This window comes from Escherichia sp. E4736 (assembly GCF_005781225.1).
Lineage (GTDB): Bacteria > Pseudomonadota > Gammaproteobacteria > Enterobacterales > Enterobacteriaceae > Escherichia.
The window spans coordinates 13,573-32,052 of the sequence record NZ_VATT01000054.1 but is presented as its reverse complement, the minus strand read 5'-3'; the positions used below and the strand labels follow the sequence as shown (position 1 = coordinate 32,052).

The following is an 18,480-nucleotide window of genomic DNA, read 5'->3' as shown; positions in this document are numbered from 1 at the left end:
GGGCTTGGGGGCACTCCAATAGGAGTAAGAGCCTGTCCAGGAAAGCGTTGTCAGAATACTGTCACTGTAGTGGTCATATGATTGTGACCACTATTCTACGGCAAGAGCAATAACCGCACTCTGATTCTTCACATGTCAGCCCGCCGTTGGAAAAAGAGAGAGCCGACACAATAGTCGTCGCCCACTACATAACCTCTGTTTTACTGCCAGACCTTGTCTTTAGTCGCTTAACCATTTACGGGACCCCATTTTGTTTCCAGACGTCTGAAGAGCTCTTCATGGCGCTTTTCGTCCTGCTATTCCCTGCTGACTGGTGATGCAGCCCTGACGTTTTCGTCTGAGATACTCCAGCCAACGTTTATCACTTCACTGTCTTTCCTGTCTGAATAACCTGATATCAACGAAAATCGGCAATGCATACAAAAATGGGTATTTGTCTGATAACTCAACTGAAAGGTGGATGACAGCTTTTAAGAATGAAATCTCTCTAAGCCAGTTGAATTTACTGTAAAGTATCATTTGTTAGTACAAGATACTTAATTACAACTTAAATATCATTAGGAATGTTTTTATAGTACACACATAACATCTTGTTTATATTAAAATAATATTTTATCATGAAATGATTCCTAAGGTCTTTTGATAGCGAGATCATTTGTTTAAAATCTAACTCATGAAATAACTCAACGGCATTTTGCTTTTCTGGAAATAACCCATAGTTATCACCATTCATAAGAGTTATGACCTTTTATGTAAAATTGAAATCATCCTCACAGTGCTGTGATGCCATCTCGACCTATCATAATAGTGGCATGTCTGCGTATATACTATGATTTTTTTCTTTTAAAATAATATGTTAGATGATTTTTTGCACTTAATAGCAGAAAACCATAGGTTTCCCAACACCAGGATATTATTTTGAAGCAGTCATCTTTAAATATTTATCAGTAAGCCAACCTGATGTGTTCAGTAGAATCAGGCGATAATATAATGTTTTATTTTGTGTCTAAATATTAATAGCTGGGCTCAATAAGAGTCTGTCTGGAGAAATAACATAATGAATGCGATTGAACTTTCTGAACAATCACAAGCAATCCATGATTTGAATCTGACTTACCTTTTATTGGCACAACGATTAATTTTGGAGGATAAAATATCTGCCGGCTTCAGACTGGGACTAAATGAAGCGACAATGGAATCTCTGGTGGGTTTATCTCTTCCTCAGTTGATTAAATTATCGTCTACCGGACAATTAATTTGTCGTTTACGTATAGACAGTGAAATGATACTTAATTGTTTAACCAGAGATTCAAGGATTGATGCTCTGCAACGTATTCACACTGGAATTATTCTTTCCACAGAATTACTGGATTCATTGTCCGAACAGAAAAACATTGCCATCTGAGGGTACGATTATGAGTGATAAAAGCATTATTAATGAAGTTAAGGATGCTCAAATTGCAATGGAACTGATTAATCTTGGCGCAAGAATGCAGGTTCTTGAAAGTGAAACGAATCTGAGTCGTCGGTGGTTATTAAGACTTTATAAAGAAATTAAAGGGTGTTCGCCTGCAAAAGGTATGCTGCCATTTTCTGCTGACTGGTATATGTCATGGGAACAGAACATTCATTCTTCGATTTTCTATAACATCTATCGCTTTTTGCAAAAGAAAAACTTTGGCCGTCCAGTCGAAGTCATGCTTAAAGCTTACCGACTGTATCTGGACCAGATTCAGAAGGAATCCGGTGAGAAGTCTATCCTGAGCTTAACCAGAGCCTGGACGCTGTTACGCTTCATTGACTGCGGAATGGTAGAATTGACGCGTTGTTGCGGTTGCGGTGGCAGTTTTGTCACAACACCAGGATACAGTTTGCACACCTTTACCTGTAGCCTGTGTTTTCCACCTTCTCGCGCAAGCAAAAAAATGAAAGAACAATCAATTGAACATGTAAGCCATGAGATTTAATGAAAACTAATACGCATATCTTCCTGCCATCTGTGGATTTCAAATGCACAGAATGGCAGGGATGGGGGCGATTATAAAGACGTGGAGTGACAGAGGTTTTCTGGCTGCTATCTTCACCAGACTCATACAGAAATCCGGTAACTATTTCCAACGTGATGATGAGAATGATCGCCGTCTTCTCCATAAAGTGATGGCATATTTCCAGTCTGAACTATTAATTTTCGCAGAGTGGTTACTCTTTCCATATGGATTTCGAGTAATTGATTACTCCTTTGATTCAAATCACTTGCACGACGTAGCACCAAAGTAATCCCTTCCCAACGAGTGGCAAGTCTGGCATTATTTTTATAAGGAATATAAAGCTGTGCATTTTTTTCTGCATGCTTACGTTCTTCATCATAAAAATTAATTGCAGCCAACAAACGACTTTTATTATCAGAGATAACCTGAAGCGAGACTGGATTTATTCTCGCGCGGCTGAGCTGGGAAACTTCTTCCAGCAAGGTACCTTCCAGTTCATCAAGAAGTGTTTGCAATTTAATAAGATTTTTTTCTAACTGATCTTTCACTTTGTTACTCCTGGTTTATGAAAATCGAATAATCTCATCAACCAACCGGGCGGCGATATGATCACTGTCCAGGGTTAATTCACCGGCGGCTATTTGCGCAGAGATTTTGGCGAGGCGGGCGTGGTCTACATCGTTGGAATCATCTGAGGTAAATCTGTCAGACAGATGACTTAATTCAACATGCACACTGGCATCTTGATCGTCGGATCGCAGTGATCCACCCTGCGGTTGAGGCTGACGTGAATCCGTTGATTGTCGGATGTCAGCTCCCTGTACAGGAGAGGTCTGGCAAATACGCTCGATACTCATAGTTATCCTGATTCGAAATAATAATGAATGGGTACTATGTATATCGGCGTACAGGGAAATAACTGAAGTCAGTCGTTCTGGCTGATAAATGCCTTACCGTTACCTACGGCTGTCGCCAGCAGGGTTTGCCCGGAGTGCATTTGTACGCGAAATGACTCTCTGAGGGTTGCATTGTCTAATGCTTTTCCGGTGGTATGAATCTCATAATCATCGCCTTTGGTCATCACATCAACTTTTTCACCTGTGTGGATCACCCATTGCTGGCGTAGTTCGCTGAAAGTCAGAGGATGATTTGGTTGTATCCATCGGGTTGGCGTTGCACCAATAATCTTCTGTGGGTCGAGGATGAGATCGGCTGGAAGATGGTCAATATTCCCTCGTTGTGACTGGATATCATTCTGACTTACCGTTTGCCCAGGTGTAAGTTCATGTGCTGCCAGCCAGTATGTCGCCGTGGCACTTACAGAAACCTGGATGAATTTCTGATGTGTTCCGCAAGAGGCAATAATGCTGTGATTGCCGCTTAGTTTTTTTGTATGGCCAGGTAAACGTAATGCCGGGTTTCCACAAAGTGTTGCCAGTTGAGTGGTAGGGGTCAGGATCGTAACCTGTAATTGTGGCATTCCCTGACTATAAGGGGCCAGCAGCAATGCGATACGCGACGACAGCGACTGACCGGTTGACTGTGAGGCATGAGCCAGGATTGTCAGATTAAGATAAACGATCAGGAAAAGTAATAAAACGAGGGGTAAACGTTTAAATAACATTTGTTATCGACCTTTCGTCAGAAAAGCTTTCGACTTAAGACATGCACAATAATATATCCTGAGAAGCAATTTTTTTACTCGCTAATGTGATGCCGTAAAAGCGTTTGTTTGCAGGATAGACATTTCAAAATATATCAAAGTGTTTTTTGTATGCCATTTTGGGGAACAATCTGGTTAATTGACGTCATTGCTGTCGCATATTTGCGTTATGGTTTTTTCGACCTCTCACCATAAAATGCACCGCAATATTGTTAATAAACAAGAAAGGTTTTATCTCATGCTGGATAAACTCGACAGTGAATTCCGGTTTCAGCAGCATGCGTTGAGTCTGCTGACGCAACGCCAGGGCATCCTTGCTTCTAATATCGCGAATGCTGATACACCAGGATATCTCGCACGGGATATCGATTTTTCGCAACAGTTAAAGGAAGCCGTTAACCGCAGTCAGGCGACTGACAATAATATGAGTCTGACGGTTACCTCTGAAAGACATATTGCTGACAGTACGCATTTAATGACTGATCCACGACCTCTTTATCGTATACCCGATCAACCCAGCGCTGATGGTAATACCGTAGATATGGATCGCGAGCGTGTTAATTTTGCAGATAACTCAGTGAAATATCAGTCCAGTTTAACGTTTCTGACATCACAGATTAAAAACATGATGACGGTTGTTAGTCAGGGATAAATAAAATTATGTCACTTCTAAGTATTTTTGATATTTCCGGTTCAGCGATGGCCGCCCAGTCTCAGCGTCTGAACGTCAGCGCCAGTAATATGGCCAATGCCGACAGTATCGCCGGGCCGGACGGTAAACCATATAAAGCCAAACAGGTCATTTTTAGCGTTGATCATGCTGCGGATCAGGAGATCGGCGGAGTGAAAGTCAGTGATGTGGTGGAAAGCGATGCGCCGGATCGTCTGGTCTATGACCCTGACAACCCTCAGTCAGATAACAAAGGCTATCTCCATATGCCGAATGTCGATGTGGTGGGCGAAATGGTTAATACCATCTCAGCTTCCCGCAGTTATCAGGCCAATGTCGACGTAATGAATACCGCGAAAACCATGATGCTCAAAACACTGACTTTGGGTCAGTAAGGAAATAGTAATGTCGGTTTTACCCGTCATGACACAACGCAGTTCTGCCGCAGTTAATAAAGCCAGTCAAGCAGCAACCAGTAATAGCGCGGCCTCCGCCACCAATGGCAGCAGCGCCGAAGATATTATGAATAACTTTATGCAGTTGCTGGTTGCGCAAATGCAGAATCAGGACCCCACCAATCCGATGGATAACAACCAGCTTACGACTCAGCTGGCGCAGTTTAATACGGCGGCGGGTGTGCAGCAGTTGAACGGCACAGTGAATAGCGTCGGGATGCTGGTCACCAGTATGCAGCAGATGAATGCTGCCGAATGGGTAGGGCGCCAGGTATTGGTAGAAGGTGATACCACTGTTTCTACCGCACAGGGTGGCAATAATCAGTTTGCGCTCTCTGTCAATCAGGATGCGAGCGACGTCACTGTCACGCTGACTGATGATGCAGGAAATGCTTACACCGGAAAATTGAAAGATGTTAAAGCCGGCGTGCATGAATATACCCTGGACGATCTCAGTGATTTCGAGCCTTCCGATCCACGCACAGTAAGCGATACGAATTTTACCGTTTCGTATTCCGCTACCAACCCGGACGGCAGCACTCCTGACATCGTGTCGCTGAAAAAATCAAAAGTAGACAGTGTTTCTTTCACCCAGACAGGGGCTGTTCTGCAGTTAGGTAATGATGAGACGGCCACGCTGGCCAATGTCTATCTCATTGAATAATCAATTTCATTATGTTGTTTTTCGGGAAATAAAATGAGTTTTTCACAAGGTCTTAGCGGGTTAAACGCCGCATCACAGGCGCTGGATGTCGTCGGCAACAATATTGCCAACTCGCAAACTGTCGGGTTTAAGTCCGGCTCTATTTCATTTGCCGACGTGTTTGCAGGTTCGCAAATCGGTATGGGCGTTCAGGTCGCTGGCGTTGATCAGAATTTCAGCGATGGTGTTCTTGGCGCTGGCGCCAGCCCGCTGGATATGGGTATTCAGGGCAATGGCTTCTTCCGTATGGAAACCGAAGCGGGGAAAATATTCTATAGCCGTAACGGTCAGTTCAAGACCGATGCCAATGGCTATATCGTGAACAGTCAGGGGATGCGCCTGAGCGGTTATATGGCCATTGGTACACCGCCAACTGTCCAGGCTGGTTCACCGGTCGGGCCTTTGCAGATCCCAACGGGCGCGATGCCGGCAAAAGCCTCTAATGCAGGTAGCCTGAGCGGTAACCTGGATTCCGGAAATACAAAAATTGATACAGTAACGCATCCGTTTAAAACGACTGATGGCGATTCCTATAACTATTCTACCCAAGTGAATGCGTATGACAGCCAGGGTAATGAGCATGCCATTAATGTTTATTTTGTCAAAACGGCAGATAACACATGGTCCGTCTACTCTAATGACTCTACCGCTCCGGGCGCTACACCTCAAAAACTTGACATAACATTTGATTCCAGCGGAAAGCTCGTTACGACCCCCGCAAATCTGAAAGTCGATGGCGCTTCGTACAACGGTGCCGCAGCACTTAACTTCGATCTCGATTTATCCAAACTGTCGCAGCAGGCTTCTGATAACTCGATGGATAGCCCGAAAACTACGGGTTATGCGCCGGGTACGATGACGGGTTATGTCGTTGGCGATAACGGCCAGATTGTTGCTTCTTACAGCAACGGGCAGCAGCAGTTACTGGGCCAGGTTGTTCTGGCTAACTTCAATAACCCAGGCGGGCTGCAGCCAGCAGGGAACAACTGTTGGTCTGCGAGCCCGGAATCCGGCCAGCCGGTCGTTGGGATTTCTGATACCGGGAACCTCGGTACGCTGCGCGGTAACGCACTGGAAGCCTCAAACGTGGATCTGAGTAAAGAGATGGTCAACATGATCGTCTACCAACGCAACTATCAGTCCAACTCTCAGACCATCAAAACACAGTCTGAAGTCCTGCAAACGCTGGTTAACCTGGGTTAATAGCAAAACATGGATCACGCGATATATACCGCTATGGGGGCCGCAACGGCGGCCCTCGATCGCCAGGCCGTGGTGTCTGATAACCTGGCTAATGCCTCGACGCCGGGGTTTCGCGCACAGATTGCCGCTTATCGTGCCGTTCCGGTAGACGGCCCGTCAATGGCGACCCGCACGCTGGTGACCGAATCGACTCCTGGTAGTGACTACTCCTCGGGAACAGTCGAAAAAACCGACCGCACGCTGGATGTCGCGCTGCCAAAAGAAGGGTGGCTGGCAGTACAACTGCCGGATGGTACCGAAGGTTACACCAAAAACGGCAATATCCAGATGACGGCGGACGGGCAACTGCAAGTCCGTGGTCTGCCACTGATGGGCGATGGTGGTCCGCTGACCGTACCTACTCAGGCAAAGTTAACTATCGCGCCAGACGGCACCATTTCTGCGTTGGGTGCCGGTGAAGAACCGTCAGCCGTAGCGCAAACCGGGCGCATCAAGATTGTCAATGCGCTACCAGGCGAACTACAGCACGGCGATGACGGTGTATTCCATACCCGTGATGCCAGTTCGCTGGCGGCGGATACGAGTCTGCAGCTTATGCCGGGGATGCTGGAAGGCAGCAATGTCAGCCCCGTCAATTCAATGGTGAACATGATCACCACCGCGCGCAGCTTTGAAATGAATATGAAGGTCATCACAACCGTTGATGACAATGAACGTAACGCTAATCAGTTATTGAGCGCCAGCTAATCACTGGTAAGGAGTAATAACGCATGATCCGTTCCCTGTGGATTGCAAAAACGGGCCTGGAAGCACAACAGACCAATATGGATGTTATATCCAACAACCTGGCTAACGTAAGTACCAATGGTTTTAAACGTCAGCGAGCTGTATTTGAAGATCTGTTGTACCAGACGCTACGCCAGCCGGGCGCTCAGTCATCTGAACAAACCACTATTCCTTCCGGTTTACAGTTAGGAACAGGGGTAAGACCGGTGGCCACTGAGCGAATTCATAGCCAGGGCAGCCTGGCCCAGACCAACAACTCGAAAGATGTGGCTATTGAAGGGGATGGATTCCTGCAAGTTATGATGCCGGATGGCACCACAGCGTATACCCGTGATGGTTCGTTCCAGCTTGATCAGAACGGTCAACTGGTGACTTCCAGCGGTTATCCGGTTCAGCCGGCGATAAACGTACCGCAGGATGCAAAATCTATCACCATCGGCAACGACGGTATTGTCAGCGTCACCATTGCCGGGCAGGCGCAGCCACAACAGGTTGGGCAGCTTACCCTGAGTACTTTTATCAATGATACCGGTCTGGAAAGCATTGGTGAAAACCTGTACCGGGAGACGCAATCTTCCGGTGCACCGAATGAAACAACACCTGGTCAGAATGGCGCAGGTACGCTGCGACAGGGCTACGTGGAAACGTCGAACGTCAACGTGGCCGAGGAACTGGTCAACATGATTCAGACTCAGCGTGCCTATGAGATTAACAGCAAAGCTGTCTCTACTTCGGACCAGATGCTGCAGCGTTTAACGCAGCTTTGATTTGTGCCTTTGAGCCGCAGGTGGTTTCGCGGCTTTTTTTTATTATGTGATCGTTATGACCTATCCGATAGATTCTGGCCGCTTACTGCGGCGTCTGTTAACGCATGTTGCCCTGGTCGCGCTTCTTTCAGGATGCGCGTATATCCCTCATAAACCGTTGGTCGAAGGTGCAACATCTGTGACGCCGCAGATCCCGTATCAGCCTGCTAATAATGGCGCGATTTTTCAGCCTGGCGGCACGATGAACTATGGCTTTCAGCCGATGTTTGAAGATCGTCGCCCAAGAAATGTGGGTGATACATTGACCATCGTGTTGCAGGAAAATGTCAGCGCCAGCAAAAGTTCGTCTGCCAATGCTTCTCATGGCGGTTCGACAGGGCTTTCATTCAAGACAATCCCGCACTTTATCGAAGGATTGTTTGGTGGCGATCGGGCTAATACGGAGATCAGCGGTAAAAATGAATTCTCGGGTAAAGGCGGTGCGGCTGCTCGAAATACTTTCAGCGGTACGCTCACCGTCACGGTCAGCGATGTCCTCGCTAACGGCAACCTGCGCGTGGTCGGGGAAAAGCAAATAGCGATAAACCAGGGGACTGAGTTTATCCGTTTCACCGGTGTGGTTAACCCACGGACAATCAGTGGTAGCAATACAGTGGTTTCCACGCAGGTTGCCGATGCGCGTATCGAATATGTTGGTAACGGTTATATCAACGAAGCCGAACAAATGGGCTGGTTACAGCGTCTGTTCCTGAATCTTTCTCCGTTCTAAAGGTGTCGGTGATGAATCGTTATTTTTGGCATAAATTTACCCGTCTGACCGGCCTGTTATTGTTAATTATGCTCTCCCTGTCGGTCAGGGCAGAGCGTATCCGCGATTTGGCTTCGTTGTCAGGTGTGCGTGGTAACTCTCTGATGGGGTACGGTCTGGTCGTTGGTCTGGATGGTACAGGCGACCAGACCATGCAAACACCGTTTACGACGCAGACGCTAAACAACATGCTTTCGCAGCTGGGGATCACCGTCCCGCCTGGGTCGAGTATGCAGTTGAAAAACGTTGCTGCAGTAATGGTAACGGCAGAACTGCCGCCTTTTGCCCGTGCGGGTGAAAAATTCGATGTGGTCGTCTCGTCTATGGGTAACGCCAAAAGTTTGCGTGGCGGCACATTGCTGATGACGCCGCTGAAAGGCGCGGATAATCAGATCTATGCGCTGGCGCAGGGCAATTTGCTGGTTTCCGGCGCCGGAGCTCAGAGCCGCGGAAGCAGCGTACAGGTGAATCAGCTCAACGGCGCACGTATTACCGACGGCGCAACCGTTGAACGTGAAGTACCGATGGATTACGCCAACCAGCGCCCGTTAAAACTGTTGCTTAACGCGAGTGATTTCTCTGTTGCCCAGAAGATTAGCGACACCATTAATCGCCGTTTCTATTCCGCAGCTGTGGCTGAAGATGCGCGGACAGTAAAACTGTATGCGCCAAATGGCGAGGCTGCCAGAGTCCGTTTTCTGGCTGCGGTGATGGATTTGTCACTGAATGTTGGTTCCGGAGATGCTCGCGTCATTATTAACTCGCGTACCGGGTCGGTGGTCATAAACCGCCATGTCACGCTTGATACCTGTGCTGTTGCCCAGGGAGATCTGAGCGTGGATATCGCCCATTCCAGTCAGGTGAGTCAACCGGACACGCCATTGGCTGGCGGACAGACGGTAGTTGTGCCGCAAACTCAAGTCTCTGTTCGTGAGCAGGGCGGTTCTTTGCAACGCGTCAGCACCAGTGCCGATTTAAGCCATGTAGTACGGGCGCTGAACAGTCTCGGTGCGACGCCGAATGATTTGATGGCGATCCTGCAAGCGATGAATGACGCCGGTTGCCTGCACGCACGCCTGGAGATCAATTAATGAACAGCCTGTCAATGATATCTAATGGTGCCGCATTTGATGAACATAGCCTTGACGGGCTTAAGCGGGACGTAAAAAGTAATTCGGCAAACGGTCTGAGAGCCGCGGCACAACAACTCGAAGGGTTGTTTGTACAGATGATGCTGAAGAGTATGCGCGATGCCTCGTTGGGAAGCGGGGCGATGGATTCACAACAGTCCTCGATGTTTACTTCGATGTTCGATCAGCAAATTTCGCAGAACATCGCGCAAACGGGGAAACTTGGCTTTGCGGATCAGATGGTCGCCCAGATGGGCGGTGGTGTTCATCCGCAGACCGCCACTTCTCAGCCGTATGTCCCGTCCACGTCGCATTTTAATGCGGCGCTGCCTCATTTACCGGCGCATTCTTTCTCGCTATCGCAATTAGTGCCTCGTTCTGTTCGGGAGCTACCCGAAACGGCACTACGGGAAGGGGGCGGTTTTATTTCACGCCTGCTGCAACCTGCTCTGGCCGTTGCCCGCAAAAGTGGGATCCCGCATCAGCTTATTATTGCGCAGGCCGCGCTTGAATCAGGCTGGGGAAATCGTGAAATCCCAACACAAAGCGGCAAACCCAGCCATAACCTGTTTGGCATAAAAGCCGCATCTGACTGGCACGGTGAAACGACGGAAATAACCACTACCGAATATAAACATGGGGTGGCGAATAAGACCAAAGCGCGATTTAAGGTTTATCCGTCTTATACAGCGGCGCTGGAGGATTACGCGTCATTACTGGTTAATAACCCGCGTTACCGACATGTCTGCAATGCCGTAAAACCAGAGGCGGCGGCAAAAGCGCTTCAGTCAGCCGGTTATGCTACCGATCCTGCATACGCACATAAATTAATTAACATTATTCAACAAGTTAAAGGTCGGGCTGAGCATGCTGTGAATGCCTATAACACGGACCTTTCATCAATATTTTAAATACAGTCTTTAGGGAATTTCACTCAGGCCGATTTATTAGTAAAGCAGCGTTTTTATAACCTAAAGATTTCAATCAGCGTCGACATGGCGGGTACTTTATGAATTTATTATATCTGGCTCAGAATGGATTAAGCGCGGCGCAGTGTGCCCTTAACGTCGTCGGAAACAACCTGACGAATGCCGTAACGGCAGGGTATAGCCGTCAAAACATTATGCTTGGAGAAGCGGGCGGCCAGTCTACTAATTATGGTTTTTTTGGTTATGGTGTCGCCGTGGATGACGTTCAGCGCATGTATGACGGATTCCTGAATAATCAGGTACGTGGTGCAACAACAGAATTTACCACCATGCAGGGCCGTTACCAGCAGGTCAGCCAGATTGATGACATGTTAGGGGATGATACCAATAACATCTCCACGACGCTTGGCAATATGTTTACGGCAATGGAAGCGGTCAGTGATAACCCGCTCGATCCTGCTGCGCGTCAGGGTGTATTGTCGCAATTTGAAGCGCTGGCGAATCAGTATCGTTCTAACAGCAAGACTCTGAATGGCCTTGATAAAAATACCAACACGCAAATCAGTCAAAGCGTTGAAGATATCAACTCCTGTACCACTCAGTTAGCAAATCTGAATGCGGAGATCGACAAGATTCATGGCCAGACGGGCGGAATGCCTTCCGATTTACTCGATAAACGCGATCAACTGTTAAATAAACTGAGTACGCAGATCGGCATTAATGTCACGGAAAATAAAGACACGGGCAGTGTGAATGTCTCAATGCAAAACGGCATGTCACTGGTCAATGGCAGTAAGTCTTACAATTTAAAAGCGACTCCGTCAGATAAAAATCCGTCTCAGATGCAGGTTGCTTACATCGATGCCACCGGTAATCCCCAGTTGCTGGATGAAAATGCCACGACAGGTAATCTCGGCGGTTTGTTTAAATTCCGTAATACCGATCTGGTCGATGCCCGTAATCAGCTTAATCAGTTAGCGCTGAAAATGGCGTCGAGATTTAATGAGGTCAATAAAGGTGGCTATGATCATAACGGTAATCACGGTGGCGATATTTTCAGTCTCGATGCTCCGCAGGCAACAGGCTATAACTCTAATAGCGGCAGTGCTTCCCTGGGAGTGACCATAGATAACGCCTCAGCGGTTAATGCCGAAGATTATACTATCACCTGGAATGGCACATCTAATGCCTGGGAAGTGAAAAACAGCGAGGGTAAAGCCGTTACGCCAACCGTTAATCCTGGTGGTTCACTCTCATTTGACGGCATCACCGTGACACCGACAGGTACACCCAATGATGGTGACAGCTTTACGCTGAATCCTGCTTCCGGCGCGGCAGATAGCATTAAAGTGGCGATTACCGATGGCGATGGAATTGCTGCCTCCGACTCGCAAGATGTGACAGACCAAAGCAACAACAAAAATATTGCGATACTGCTCGGTCTTAAGGATGAAAAGATTGTCGGAGATATGACCCTGACCGGTGCTTATGCCAACCTGGTAAGTTCTGTGGGATCGACGGTCAGCACCCTTCAGGCAGAACAGGATACCGCCGGAAAAGCCTGCGACCAGTGGGCAATGCAACAGCAGGCGGTTTCAGGGGTAGATATGAATGAGGAATACGTCAACTTACAGATGTTTTCTCAATATTATCAGGCCAATGCCGAAGTGCTTAAAACAGCTAACAGTCTTTTTGACACACTGTTAAGCCTTAAATAATACGTCACTGACATATTCTATTTTGAGATAATCGCTATGCGCCTTAGCACCAGTTTTATGTATCAGCGTCAGTTAGACAGTATGTCTAAAGCCATGACCAATTATAACGATCTCTCCGTGCGCCTTTCTGCCGGTCAGACTCTGTTGAAACCGTCTGACGATCCAGGTCAGGCATCACAGGCGGTGATGTATCAAAATGCGCTTTCACGTCTGGGCGAGTTTGATACTGCAAGAAAATATGCTCAGGATGCCCTCGGGCAGGAAGATAACACGCTGACGTCTATATCCGGCTTACTGACCGAAGACCTTGCTGGCAAAATTGTTCAGGCGGGATCTGAAACGTACAGCAAAGCGGACCGCGAAGCGCTGGCGACAGAATTATCCGGGATCCGCAGCCGTTTGCTCGACCTGGCGAACAGCAAAAACAGCGATGGACAGTACATTTTTGCGGGCTATAAAACAGGTGCTGCACCGTTTCAGGCCGATGGCACCTACGTTGGCGGTACGACGCCAATGACACAGAATGTGTCAGACAGTACGGAAATGCAGACCGGTACGACAGGTGATGCGCTTTTCCCGACTGATGCGGTAACGGGCGATAATATCCTGCAATCCTTACAGAAGACCATTGACGCGTTAAATAATCTGCCGGAAAACCCGAACGACGCTGAACGTAAAACGTTTGAAGCAACCATTGGGCAAACCAATACTGATGTACATAAAGCCATTGATAACCTGGGAAAAATCCAGGCGCGTGTAGGCTCAAGTCTGCAACAGCTGGAAACGCTGGGAAGCAGTGCTGATACTCAGGCGATTACCGTACAGAGTCGACTGCAGGAATCAACCGGTTCTGACTGGGACACCATGATCAGCGTATTATCTGAATCGAAAATGTCTGAATTTGCTTTAAATTCATCCATGAGCGTTTTTCAGGCAATGCAGCAGCTTTCTATATTCAAAACGCTTGGGTAAATATTGAACCCTGACCTGATTCAGGGAAGGGGAAATATATCTATTATTAGGGTAATCACTTACCAGTAGGGTATTTTTTACTTTGGTTAAGAAATCATGTTAAAACACTTTAATATTTCGACCTGGATGAATATCCTGCTGGGTATGTTCATCTTATTTCTCGTGTTGGTATCCGGTTTGAGTTATGTGAACTCAAATAACGCATCAAGGAATTTTGACAGAGCCATCTTATCTCTGGATAAGAATGAATCTCTGATGATGGCGGCTATCTATACGCTTGACAGTTTCAGCGGAATTAATTCGCTGATGATGCACAATATTACCAAACAAGAAATTACTCAGGATGAAATAGATACTTATCGTGATGTGTTAAATAAATCACGTAAGCTAATCAGCCAGTTTATGGATAAGCCGTTCACCACCCAGGAAGAACATAACCGGGCGCTGGTTGTCAAAAAAAGCTTTGAGGATGCTCTGGACAGAGAAACCAATAAAATGGGATTCATCACGCATCCGGAAGATTATCCAGGCAATATCGTTGCTGACGATATGGACGTGCAACATGCATTACGCACTAGTATTGACGCTTATCTGGACGAAGCCGCTCGTGTTACCAACAAATTTAATGTCGAGTCAGACATAGAAACGCAAAGAATAACCACCATCTCGGTGATTACGCTATTGCTGGGCTTTGTAATATTTTTAGTTTCGCGGATCTGGTTGAAACGCAATCTTTTTCAACGACTTGAGATGGCAAAAGAGGCGTTCAGGGCAATAGCCAGCGGTGACCTGAGCCATCAGACAAAAATTGGTAATCTGAATGAAATCGGCTTAATGCTGGCTGAAGTTGAAAAAATGCGTTTGTCGCTGACGGAAACGGTTAATGGCATCCGTGGCGGCGTGAAGCAGATTTACCATAATGTTCATGAAATTGCTAGTAGCAACAATGACTTGTCATCACGCACGGAAGAACAGGCTTCTGCACTGCAGCAAACTGCTGCCAGTATGGAAGAGCTAAAAATCACCGTTCGTCAGAACGCCGATAACGCCCACAGCGCCAGACAACTTGCAGAAAGCGCCAGCATTAGCGCACGCAACGGCGGTGATGTGATGAGTAATCTTGACGGAATTATGCGTGAAATATCAGACAGTTCCCGCCAGATTGCAGATATCAACGGCGTTATCGACAGCATTGCTAATCAGACCAATATTCTGGCGTTGAACGCGGCAGTAGAAGCGGCGCGTGCAGGTGAACAGGGGCGCGGGTTTGCCGTTGTTGCCGGTGAAGTTCGCAACCTGGCTAAACGTAGCGCAGATGCAGCAAAAGAGATTCGTTTGCTGATTAATACTTGTGTCGCCAACATGAATACCGGTTCTCAGGAGATGGTTGTCGCCGGGGAATCGATGAAGGAGATCGTCAAATCTGTCATTCAGGTTACTGATATCATGGCAGAAATTACCTCAGCTTCTGATGAGCAAAGTATCGGCATAAGCCAGATTGCGCAGGCAATCAATGAAATGGATCTGGTTACGCAACAAAATGCTGCGATGGTAGAGCAGGCCGCTAAAACCACCAGTGATGTCGAAACGAATGCCGGGGAATTGGATAATATGGTTTCTTCTTTTGTTGTCGAAGAAGAAAAAGATAAACGTTCCTGGAATGTTAAAAAACAAACCAGAAAACATGTATTACCTGATGTATCGAAAAAAACACCAATTCAGTCAGATGATGAGTGGGAATCATTCTAAATTAAAATAATAGTAAGATACATATCAGGATAATTATTAGGTATATAAAAGATGAATTTACCTTTGATTATTGAAGTCCTGATATGTTTCACTTTAATCGCTTTTATCAGGCTATGTGATTACCCGGGAATGCCGAATAATAAGCCTTCATTGTAATAATACGGAATATGGTAAAGTGAAGGGGTTATATAATCTGGCTGTAACATATAATAAGAGTGATTTATGGGCGCAATTTGGCGGATTGGTCCGCCACGAAGCCCTTAAATTGCAAGCTCGACTCCCTGCCGGGGTTGAACTGGATGACCTGATGCAGGCTGGTGCAATAGCAGTGATGAACGCAGTCGATCAGTTTGATCCCAGTATGGGGGTGAAACTGAAAGTTTTTCTGGCGCAGCGTGTTCGCTGGGCATTCATTGATGAACTGCGTGAAAATGACTGGGCGCCGCGCCGCATAAGGCGAAAATCGCGTGAAGTTAGCGCAGCGATAGCTCGCGTGGAACAGCGAACCGGCAATGCAGCGACAGAACAAGAAGTCGCAGCGGAACTGGAAATGTCGCTGCAGGATTACCAGACTGTTTTACAGGAAACAAACTCAAGCCTGATATGTTCGCTTGATGAGCTGATGGAAGATGGGGTTGAAGGGTTCGAACTTTCTGAATTTCAAACTGATGAGGAAAATCCTTTAAACGATATTCTGCGTAAAGATCTTATGCAGAAAATTAGTGAAGAAATTCAGAAGTTACCCGAGCGAGAGCAGTTTCTATTAAATCTGTATTATCAGCAGGATCTTAATATGAAAGAGATTGGCCTCTTGTTATCTGTGACAGAAACACGCATCAGCCAATTACACAGTCAGACAATCAAAAGATTAAGAGCAAGGCTTGAAATGCATGCAGATATTAATCTGCAATAACTTGATGTCCTGAGGTTGGTCATTCAGTTACAGATATTATTATCTAATATGTGATTGTCGTACCTCCTGTACAGATATGCAACCATGAGCATTCGCCTTCGTGATTTTATTATCACGATAGAGATTTCTCTTTGTCGTTGTTTACGCTGCCGTCGGGATGTTCGGTAGTTTTTCATCGTAGTGAACATCTCTGTCAGCCTTTTTTATACCAGGCATGACCGATGGTAAGGAGCGAACATGCTTGTTTTATTAGGATATTTTGTAGTTTTTGTGACTGTGTTTGGTGGTTATGTCCTCGCCGGAGGATATCTGATGTCATTATATCAGCCAACCGAATTTTTGATTATCGCTGGCGCAGGTCTGGGTGCATTTATCGTTGGTAATAATGGCAAGGCTATTCGTTCAACTATAAAAACATTTCCTGTCTTATTCCGGGCTAAGGCACTTTACTCAAAAGAAATGTACATGGATTTACTGGCCATGATGTTTTTACTGCTAAGTAAAGGACGTCAAAAAGGGCTAATGTCACTGGAAAATGATATTGAAGATCCTGAAAGTAGTGATATTTTTTCTTCTTATCCACGCTTATTGAAAGATAAAAGCGTGATGAATTTTATGGTTGATTACCTGCGACTGATGATCAGTGGCAGTATGAACGCCTTTGAAATGGAATCTTTAATGGATGAGGAAATTGAAACCTGCGAAATGGAATATGAAACAACGGTTCACAGTTTGCAGACTGCAGGTGATGCTTTACCGGCATTCGGTATTGTGGCGGCCGTTATGGGGGTCGTAAACGCCCTTAGCGCAGTAGATAAACCCGCCGCTGAACTTGGTGCTTTGATAGCCCATGCGATGGTGGGAACCTTTTTAGGGATCCTACTGGCCTATGGTTTGGTGCTTCCGCTGGCGTCTCTGTTACGGCAGAAAAGTGCCGAGCAAATAAAAATGCTTCAGTGTATTAAAACTACGTTGCTGTCATGTATTCATGGTTCTGCGCCGCAAATTGCGGTTGAGTTCGGTCGAAAAACCCTCTTTACCAGCGAACGTCCGGGCTTTGCCGAGCTTGAGGAACATGTTCGCCAGGCGAAATATTCGGCCAATAATTCTTCCACAGGTGAGGCCCCATGAAGAACAACGGGACCGGCAACATTGTTGTTGTAAGACGCTCAGGTAATAAAAAAGAAGGTTTACATGGTGGTTCGTGGAAAATCGCTTATGCCGATTTTATGACTGCCATGATGTCCTTTTTTTTGGTTATGTGGCTGGTTTCTTCCTCCACGCCAGAGCAGCGTCATCAGCTTGCAGAGTATTTCAAAATCCCCATCGGCGTACCTATGGCCGAACATGGCGACAAAGATACTCAGAGCCAAAGTATTATTCCCGGCGGTGGCGAGGATGTTGTTCATCAGAATGGGGAAGTTCAGAAAACTGTTTTGCAAAAGCAGGAAGATCATTTCTATTCGGGAAATAAAACGCTGAAGCATGCAGAGTCAAAGCTGCACGACATCATGAAGACGGATGCCCGTCTGAACAAATTCCGTTCAAATTTACGTTTATCGTTGACCCCGAATGGACTGTTGATACAGATAACGGACAGCCAGGAACGCCCGATGTTTAAAGTTGGTAGCTGGACACCGGAAACCTATATGGTCGGAATTCTGGAGGCATTAGTGCCTGTTTTGAACCAATTACCGAATCACATAATGGTAACCGGACATACTGATTCGTTGCCTTATGCCGGCGGCGACGCAGGCTATAGCAACTGGGAACTTTCCGTTGATCGTGCTAACGCGGCGAGAAGAATACTTATTAATCATGGTCTGGAAGTTGGCAAATTCTTACAGGTTATCGGTGATGCTGACAGTATGAATCAGACCGGTACAGCGAAAGACGATCCCGTCAACCGTCGCATCAGTATCCTCGTGCTGAGTGAAGAGAAAGAACAAGAAATTATGAACGAGGATAAGTTGCTTAACAGTGATGTGACAGAACAAAAACTCTCTGCGCCATCCAGCAAACCTGA

At 46.6% G+C, this 18,480-nt stretch carries 20 protein-coding genes; 17 read left to right on the top strand and 3 right to left on the bottom strand.

The window, feature by feature from the left end; all coding sequences use genetic code 11:
• The first annotated feature begins 1,057 nt into the window (after positions 1–1,057).
• Together flhD and flhC are read left to right on the top strand one after the other, a co-directional pair.
• Positions 1,058–1,405, top strand: a complete 348-nt coding sequence (flhD, locus tag FEK46_RS22795; protein ID WP_130209555.1) for a flagellar transcriptional regulator FlhD — start codon at positions 1,058–1,060, stop codon at positions 1,403–1,405.
• 10 nt (positions 1,406–1,415) lie between these two features.
• Entirely contained in the window at positions 1,416–1,967 is a 552-nt protein-coding gene (gene flhC, locus FEK46_RS22790; protein ID WP_130209553.1) for a flagellar transcriptional regulator FlhC, read from the top strand.
• 122 nt (positions 1,968–2,089) lie between these two features.
• On the opposite strand, the gene flgN is transcribed toward flhC, so the two are convergent.
• The 3 genes from flgN to flgA all read right to left on the bottom strand — a co-directional run bounded on the left by flgN (position 2,090) and on the right by flgA (position 3,612).
• A complete protein-coding gene (gene flgN, locus FEK46_RS22785; RefSeq protein WP_130236383.1) occupies positions 2,090–2,536 on the bottom strand; it encodes a flagellar export chaperone FlgN in 447 nt (148 codons plus the stop codon).
• A gap of 15 nt (positions 2,537–2,551) precedes the next feature.
• A complete protein-coding gene (gene flgM, locus FEK46_RS22780) occupies positions 2,552–2,845 on the bottom strand; it encodes a flagellar biosynthesis anti-sigma factor FlgM (RefSeq protein WP_130209549.1) in 294 nt (97 codons plus the stop codon).
• A 68-nt stretch (positions 2,846–2,913) separates the two neighbouring features.
• The gene (flgA, locus tag FEK46_RS22775) at positions 2,914–3,612 is read right to left on the bottom strand and encodes a flagellar basal body P-ring formation chaperone FlgA (protein ID WP_130209547.1); all 699 of its coding nucleotides are present in this window, start codon (positions 3,610–3,612) and stop codon (positions 2,914–2,916) included.
• Positions 3,613–3,889: 277 nt separating this feature from the next.
• Between flgA and flgB the strand changes: the two genes are divergently transcribed.
• From flgB to motB, 15 genes are all read left to right on the top strand, one after another.
• Positions 3,890–4,303, top strand: a complete 414-nt coding sequence (flgB, locus tag FEK46_RS22770) for a flagellar basal body rod protein FlgB (protein WP_130209651.1) — start codon at positions 3,890–3,892, stop codon at positions 4,301–4,303.
• 8 nt (positions 4,304–4,311) lie between these two features.
• Positions 4,312–4,716 carry a flagellar basal body rod protein FlgC gene (flgC, locus tag FEK46_RS22765; RefSeq protein ID WP_130209545.1) on the top strand — a complete coding sequence of 135 codons (405 nt, stop codon included), beginning with the start codon at positions 4,312–4,314 and terminating at the stop codon, positions 4,714–4,716.
• A 10-nt stretch (positions 4,717–4,726) separates the two neighbouring features.
• On the top strand, positions 4,727–5,440 hold the full coding sequence (locus FEK46_RS22760) for a flagellar hook capping FlgD N-terminal domain-containing protein (protein WP_130209543.1): 714 nt from the start codon (positions 4,727–4,729) through the stop codon (positions 5,438–5,440).
• Between the two features lie 33 nt (positions 5,441–5,473).
• Positions 5,474–6,682 (top strand): flagellar hook protein FlgE, encoded by a 1,209-nt coding sequence (gene flgE / locus FEK46_RS22755; RefSeq protein ID WP_135560375.1) that lies wholly within the window; start codon positions 5,474–5,476, stop codon positions 6,680–6,682.
• Between the two features lie 9 nt (positions 6,683–6,691).
• Positions 6,692–7,429 carry a flagellar basal body rod protein FlgF gene (locus FEK46_RS22750; RefSeq protein ID WP_130209539.1) on the top strand — a complete coding sequence of 246 codons (738 nt, stop codon included), beginning with the start codon at positions 6,692–6,694 and terminating at the stop codon, positions 7,427–7,429.
• Between the two features lie 23 nt (positions 7,430–7,452).
• Complete coding sequence (gene flgG / locus FEK46_RS22745; protein ID WP_130209537.1) at positions 7,453–8,235, top strand: flagellar basal-body rod protein FlgG; 783 nt, start codon at positions 7,453–7,455, stop codon at positions 8,233–8,235.
• 55 nt (positions 8,236–8,290) lie between these two features.
• A complete protein-coding gene (locus tag FEK46_RS22740) occupies positions 8,291–9,004 on the top strand; it encodes a flagellar basal body L-ring protein FlgH (RefSeq protein WP_130209535.1) in 714 nt (237 codons plus the stop codon).
• Positions 9,005–9,072: 68 nt separating this feature from the next.
• The gene (locus FEK46_RS22735; protein ID WP_276319617.1) at positions 9,073–10,134 is read left to right on the top strand and encodes a flagellar basal body P-ring protein FlgI; all 1,062 of its coding nucleotides are present in this window, start codon (positions 9,073–9,075) and stop codon (positions 10,132–10,134) included.
• On the top strand, positions 10,134–11,084 hold the full coding sequence (flgJ, locus tag FEK46_RS22730; protein ID WP_240731152.1) for a flagellar assembly peptidoglycan hydrolase FlgJ: 951 nt from the start codon (positions 10,134–10,136) through the stop codon (positions 11,082–11,084). The genes FEK46_RS22735 and flgJ overlap by 1 nt, the downstream gene beginning before the upstream one ends.
• A gap of 98 nt (positions 11,085–11,182) precedes the next feature.
• Positions 11,183–12,820 carry a flagellar hook-associated protein FlgK gene (flgK, locus tag FEK46_RS22725; protein ID WP_130209531.1) on the top strand — a complete coding sequence of 546 codons (1,638 nt, stop codon included), beginning with the start codon at positions 11,183–11,185 and terminating at the stop codon, positions 12,818–12,820.
• 36 nt (positions 12,821–12,856) lie between these two features.
• A complete protein-coding gene (flgL, locus tag FEK46_RS22720; protein WP_135560376.1) occupies positions 12,857–13,792 on the top strand; it encodes a flagellar hook-associated protein FlgL in 936 nt (311 codons plus the stop codon).
• A gap of 96 nt (positions 13,793–13,888) precedes the next feature.
• Positions 13,889–15,541 (top strand): methyl-accepting chemotaxis protein, encoded by a 1,653-nt coding sequence (locus FEK46_RS22715; RefSeq protein WP_130209527.1) that lies wholly within the window; start codon positions 13,889–13,891, stop codon positions 15,539–15,541.
• A gap of 175 nt (positions 15,542–15,716) precedes the next feature.
• Complete coding sequence (locus tag FEK46_RS22710; protein WP_135560377.1) at positions 15,717–16,454, top strand: RNA polymerase sigma factor FliA; 738 nt, start codon at positions 15,717–15,719, stop codon at positions 16,452–16,454.
• A 237-nt stretch (positions 16,455–16,691) separates the two neighbouring features.
• Positions 16,692–17,585 (top strand): flagellar motor stator protein MotA, encoded by an 894-nt coding sequence (motA, locus tag FEK46_RS22705; protein ID WP_130209523.1) that lies wholly within the window; start codon positions 16,692–16,694, stop codon positions 17,583–17,585.
• Positions 17,582–18,480: flagellar motor protein MotB (gene motB / locus FEK46_RS23520; RefSeq protein WP_165383335.1), on the top strand; the 899-nt coding region annotated here is incomplete at its 3' end. The genes motA and motB, both read left to right, overlap by 4 nt.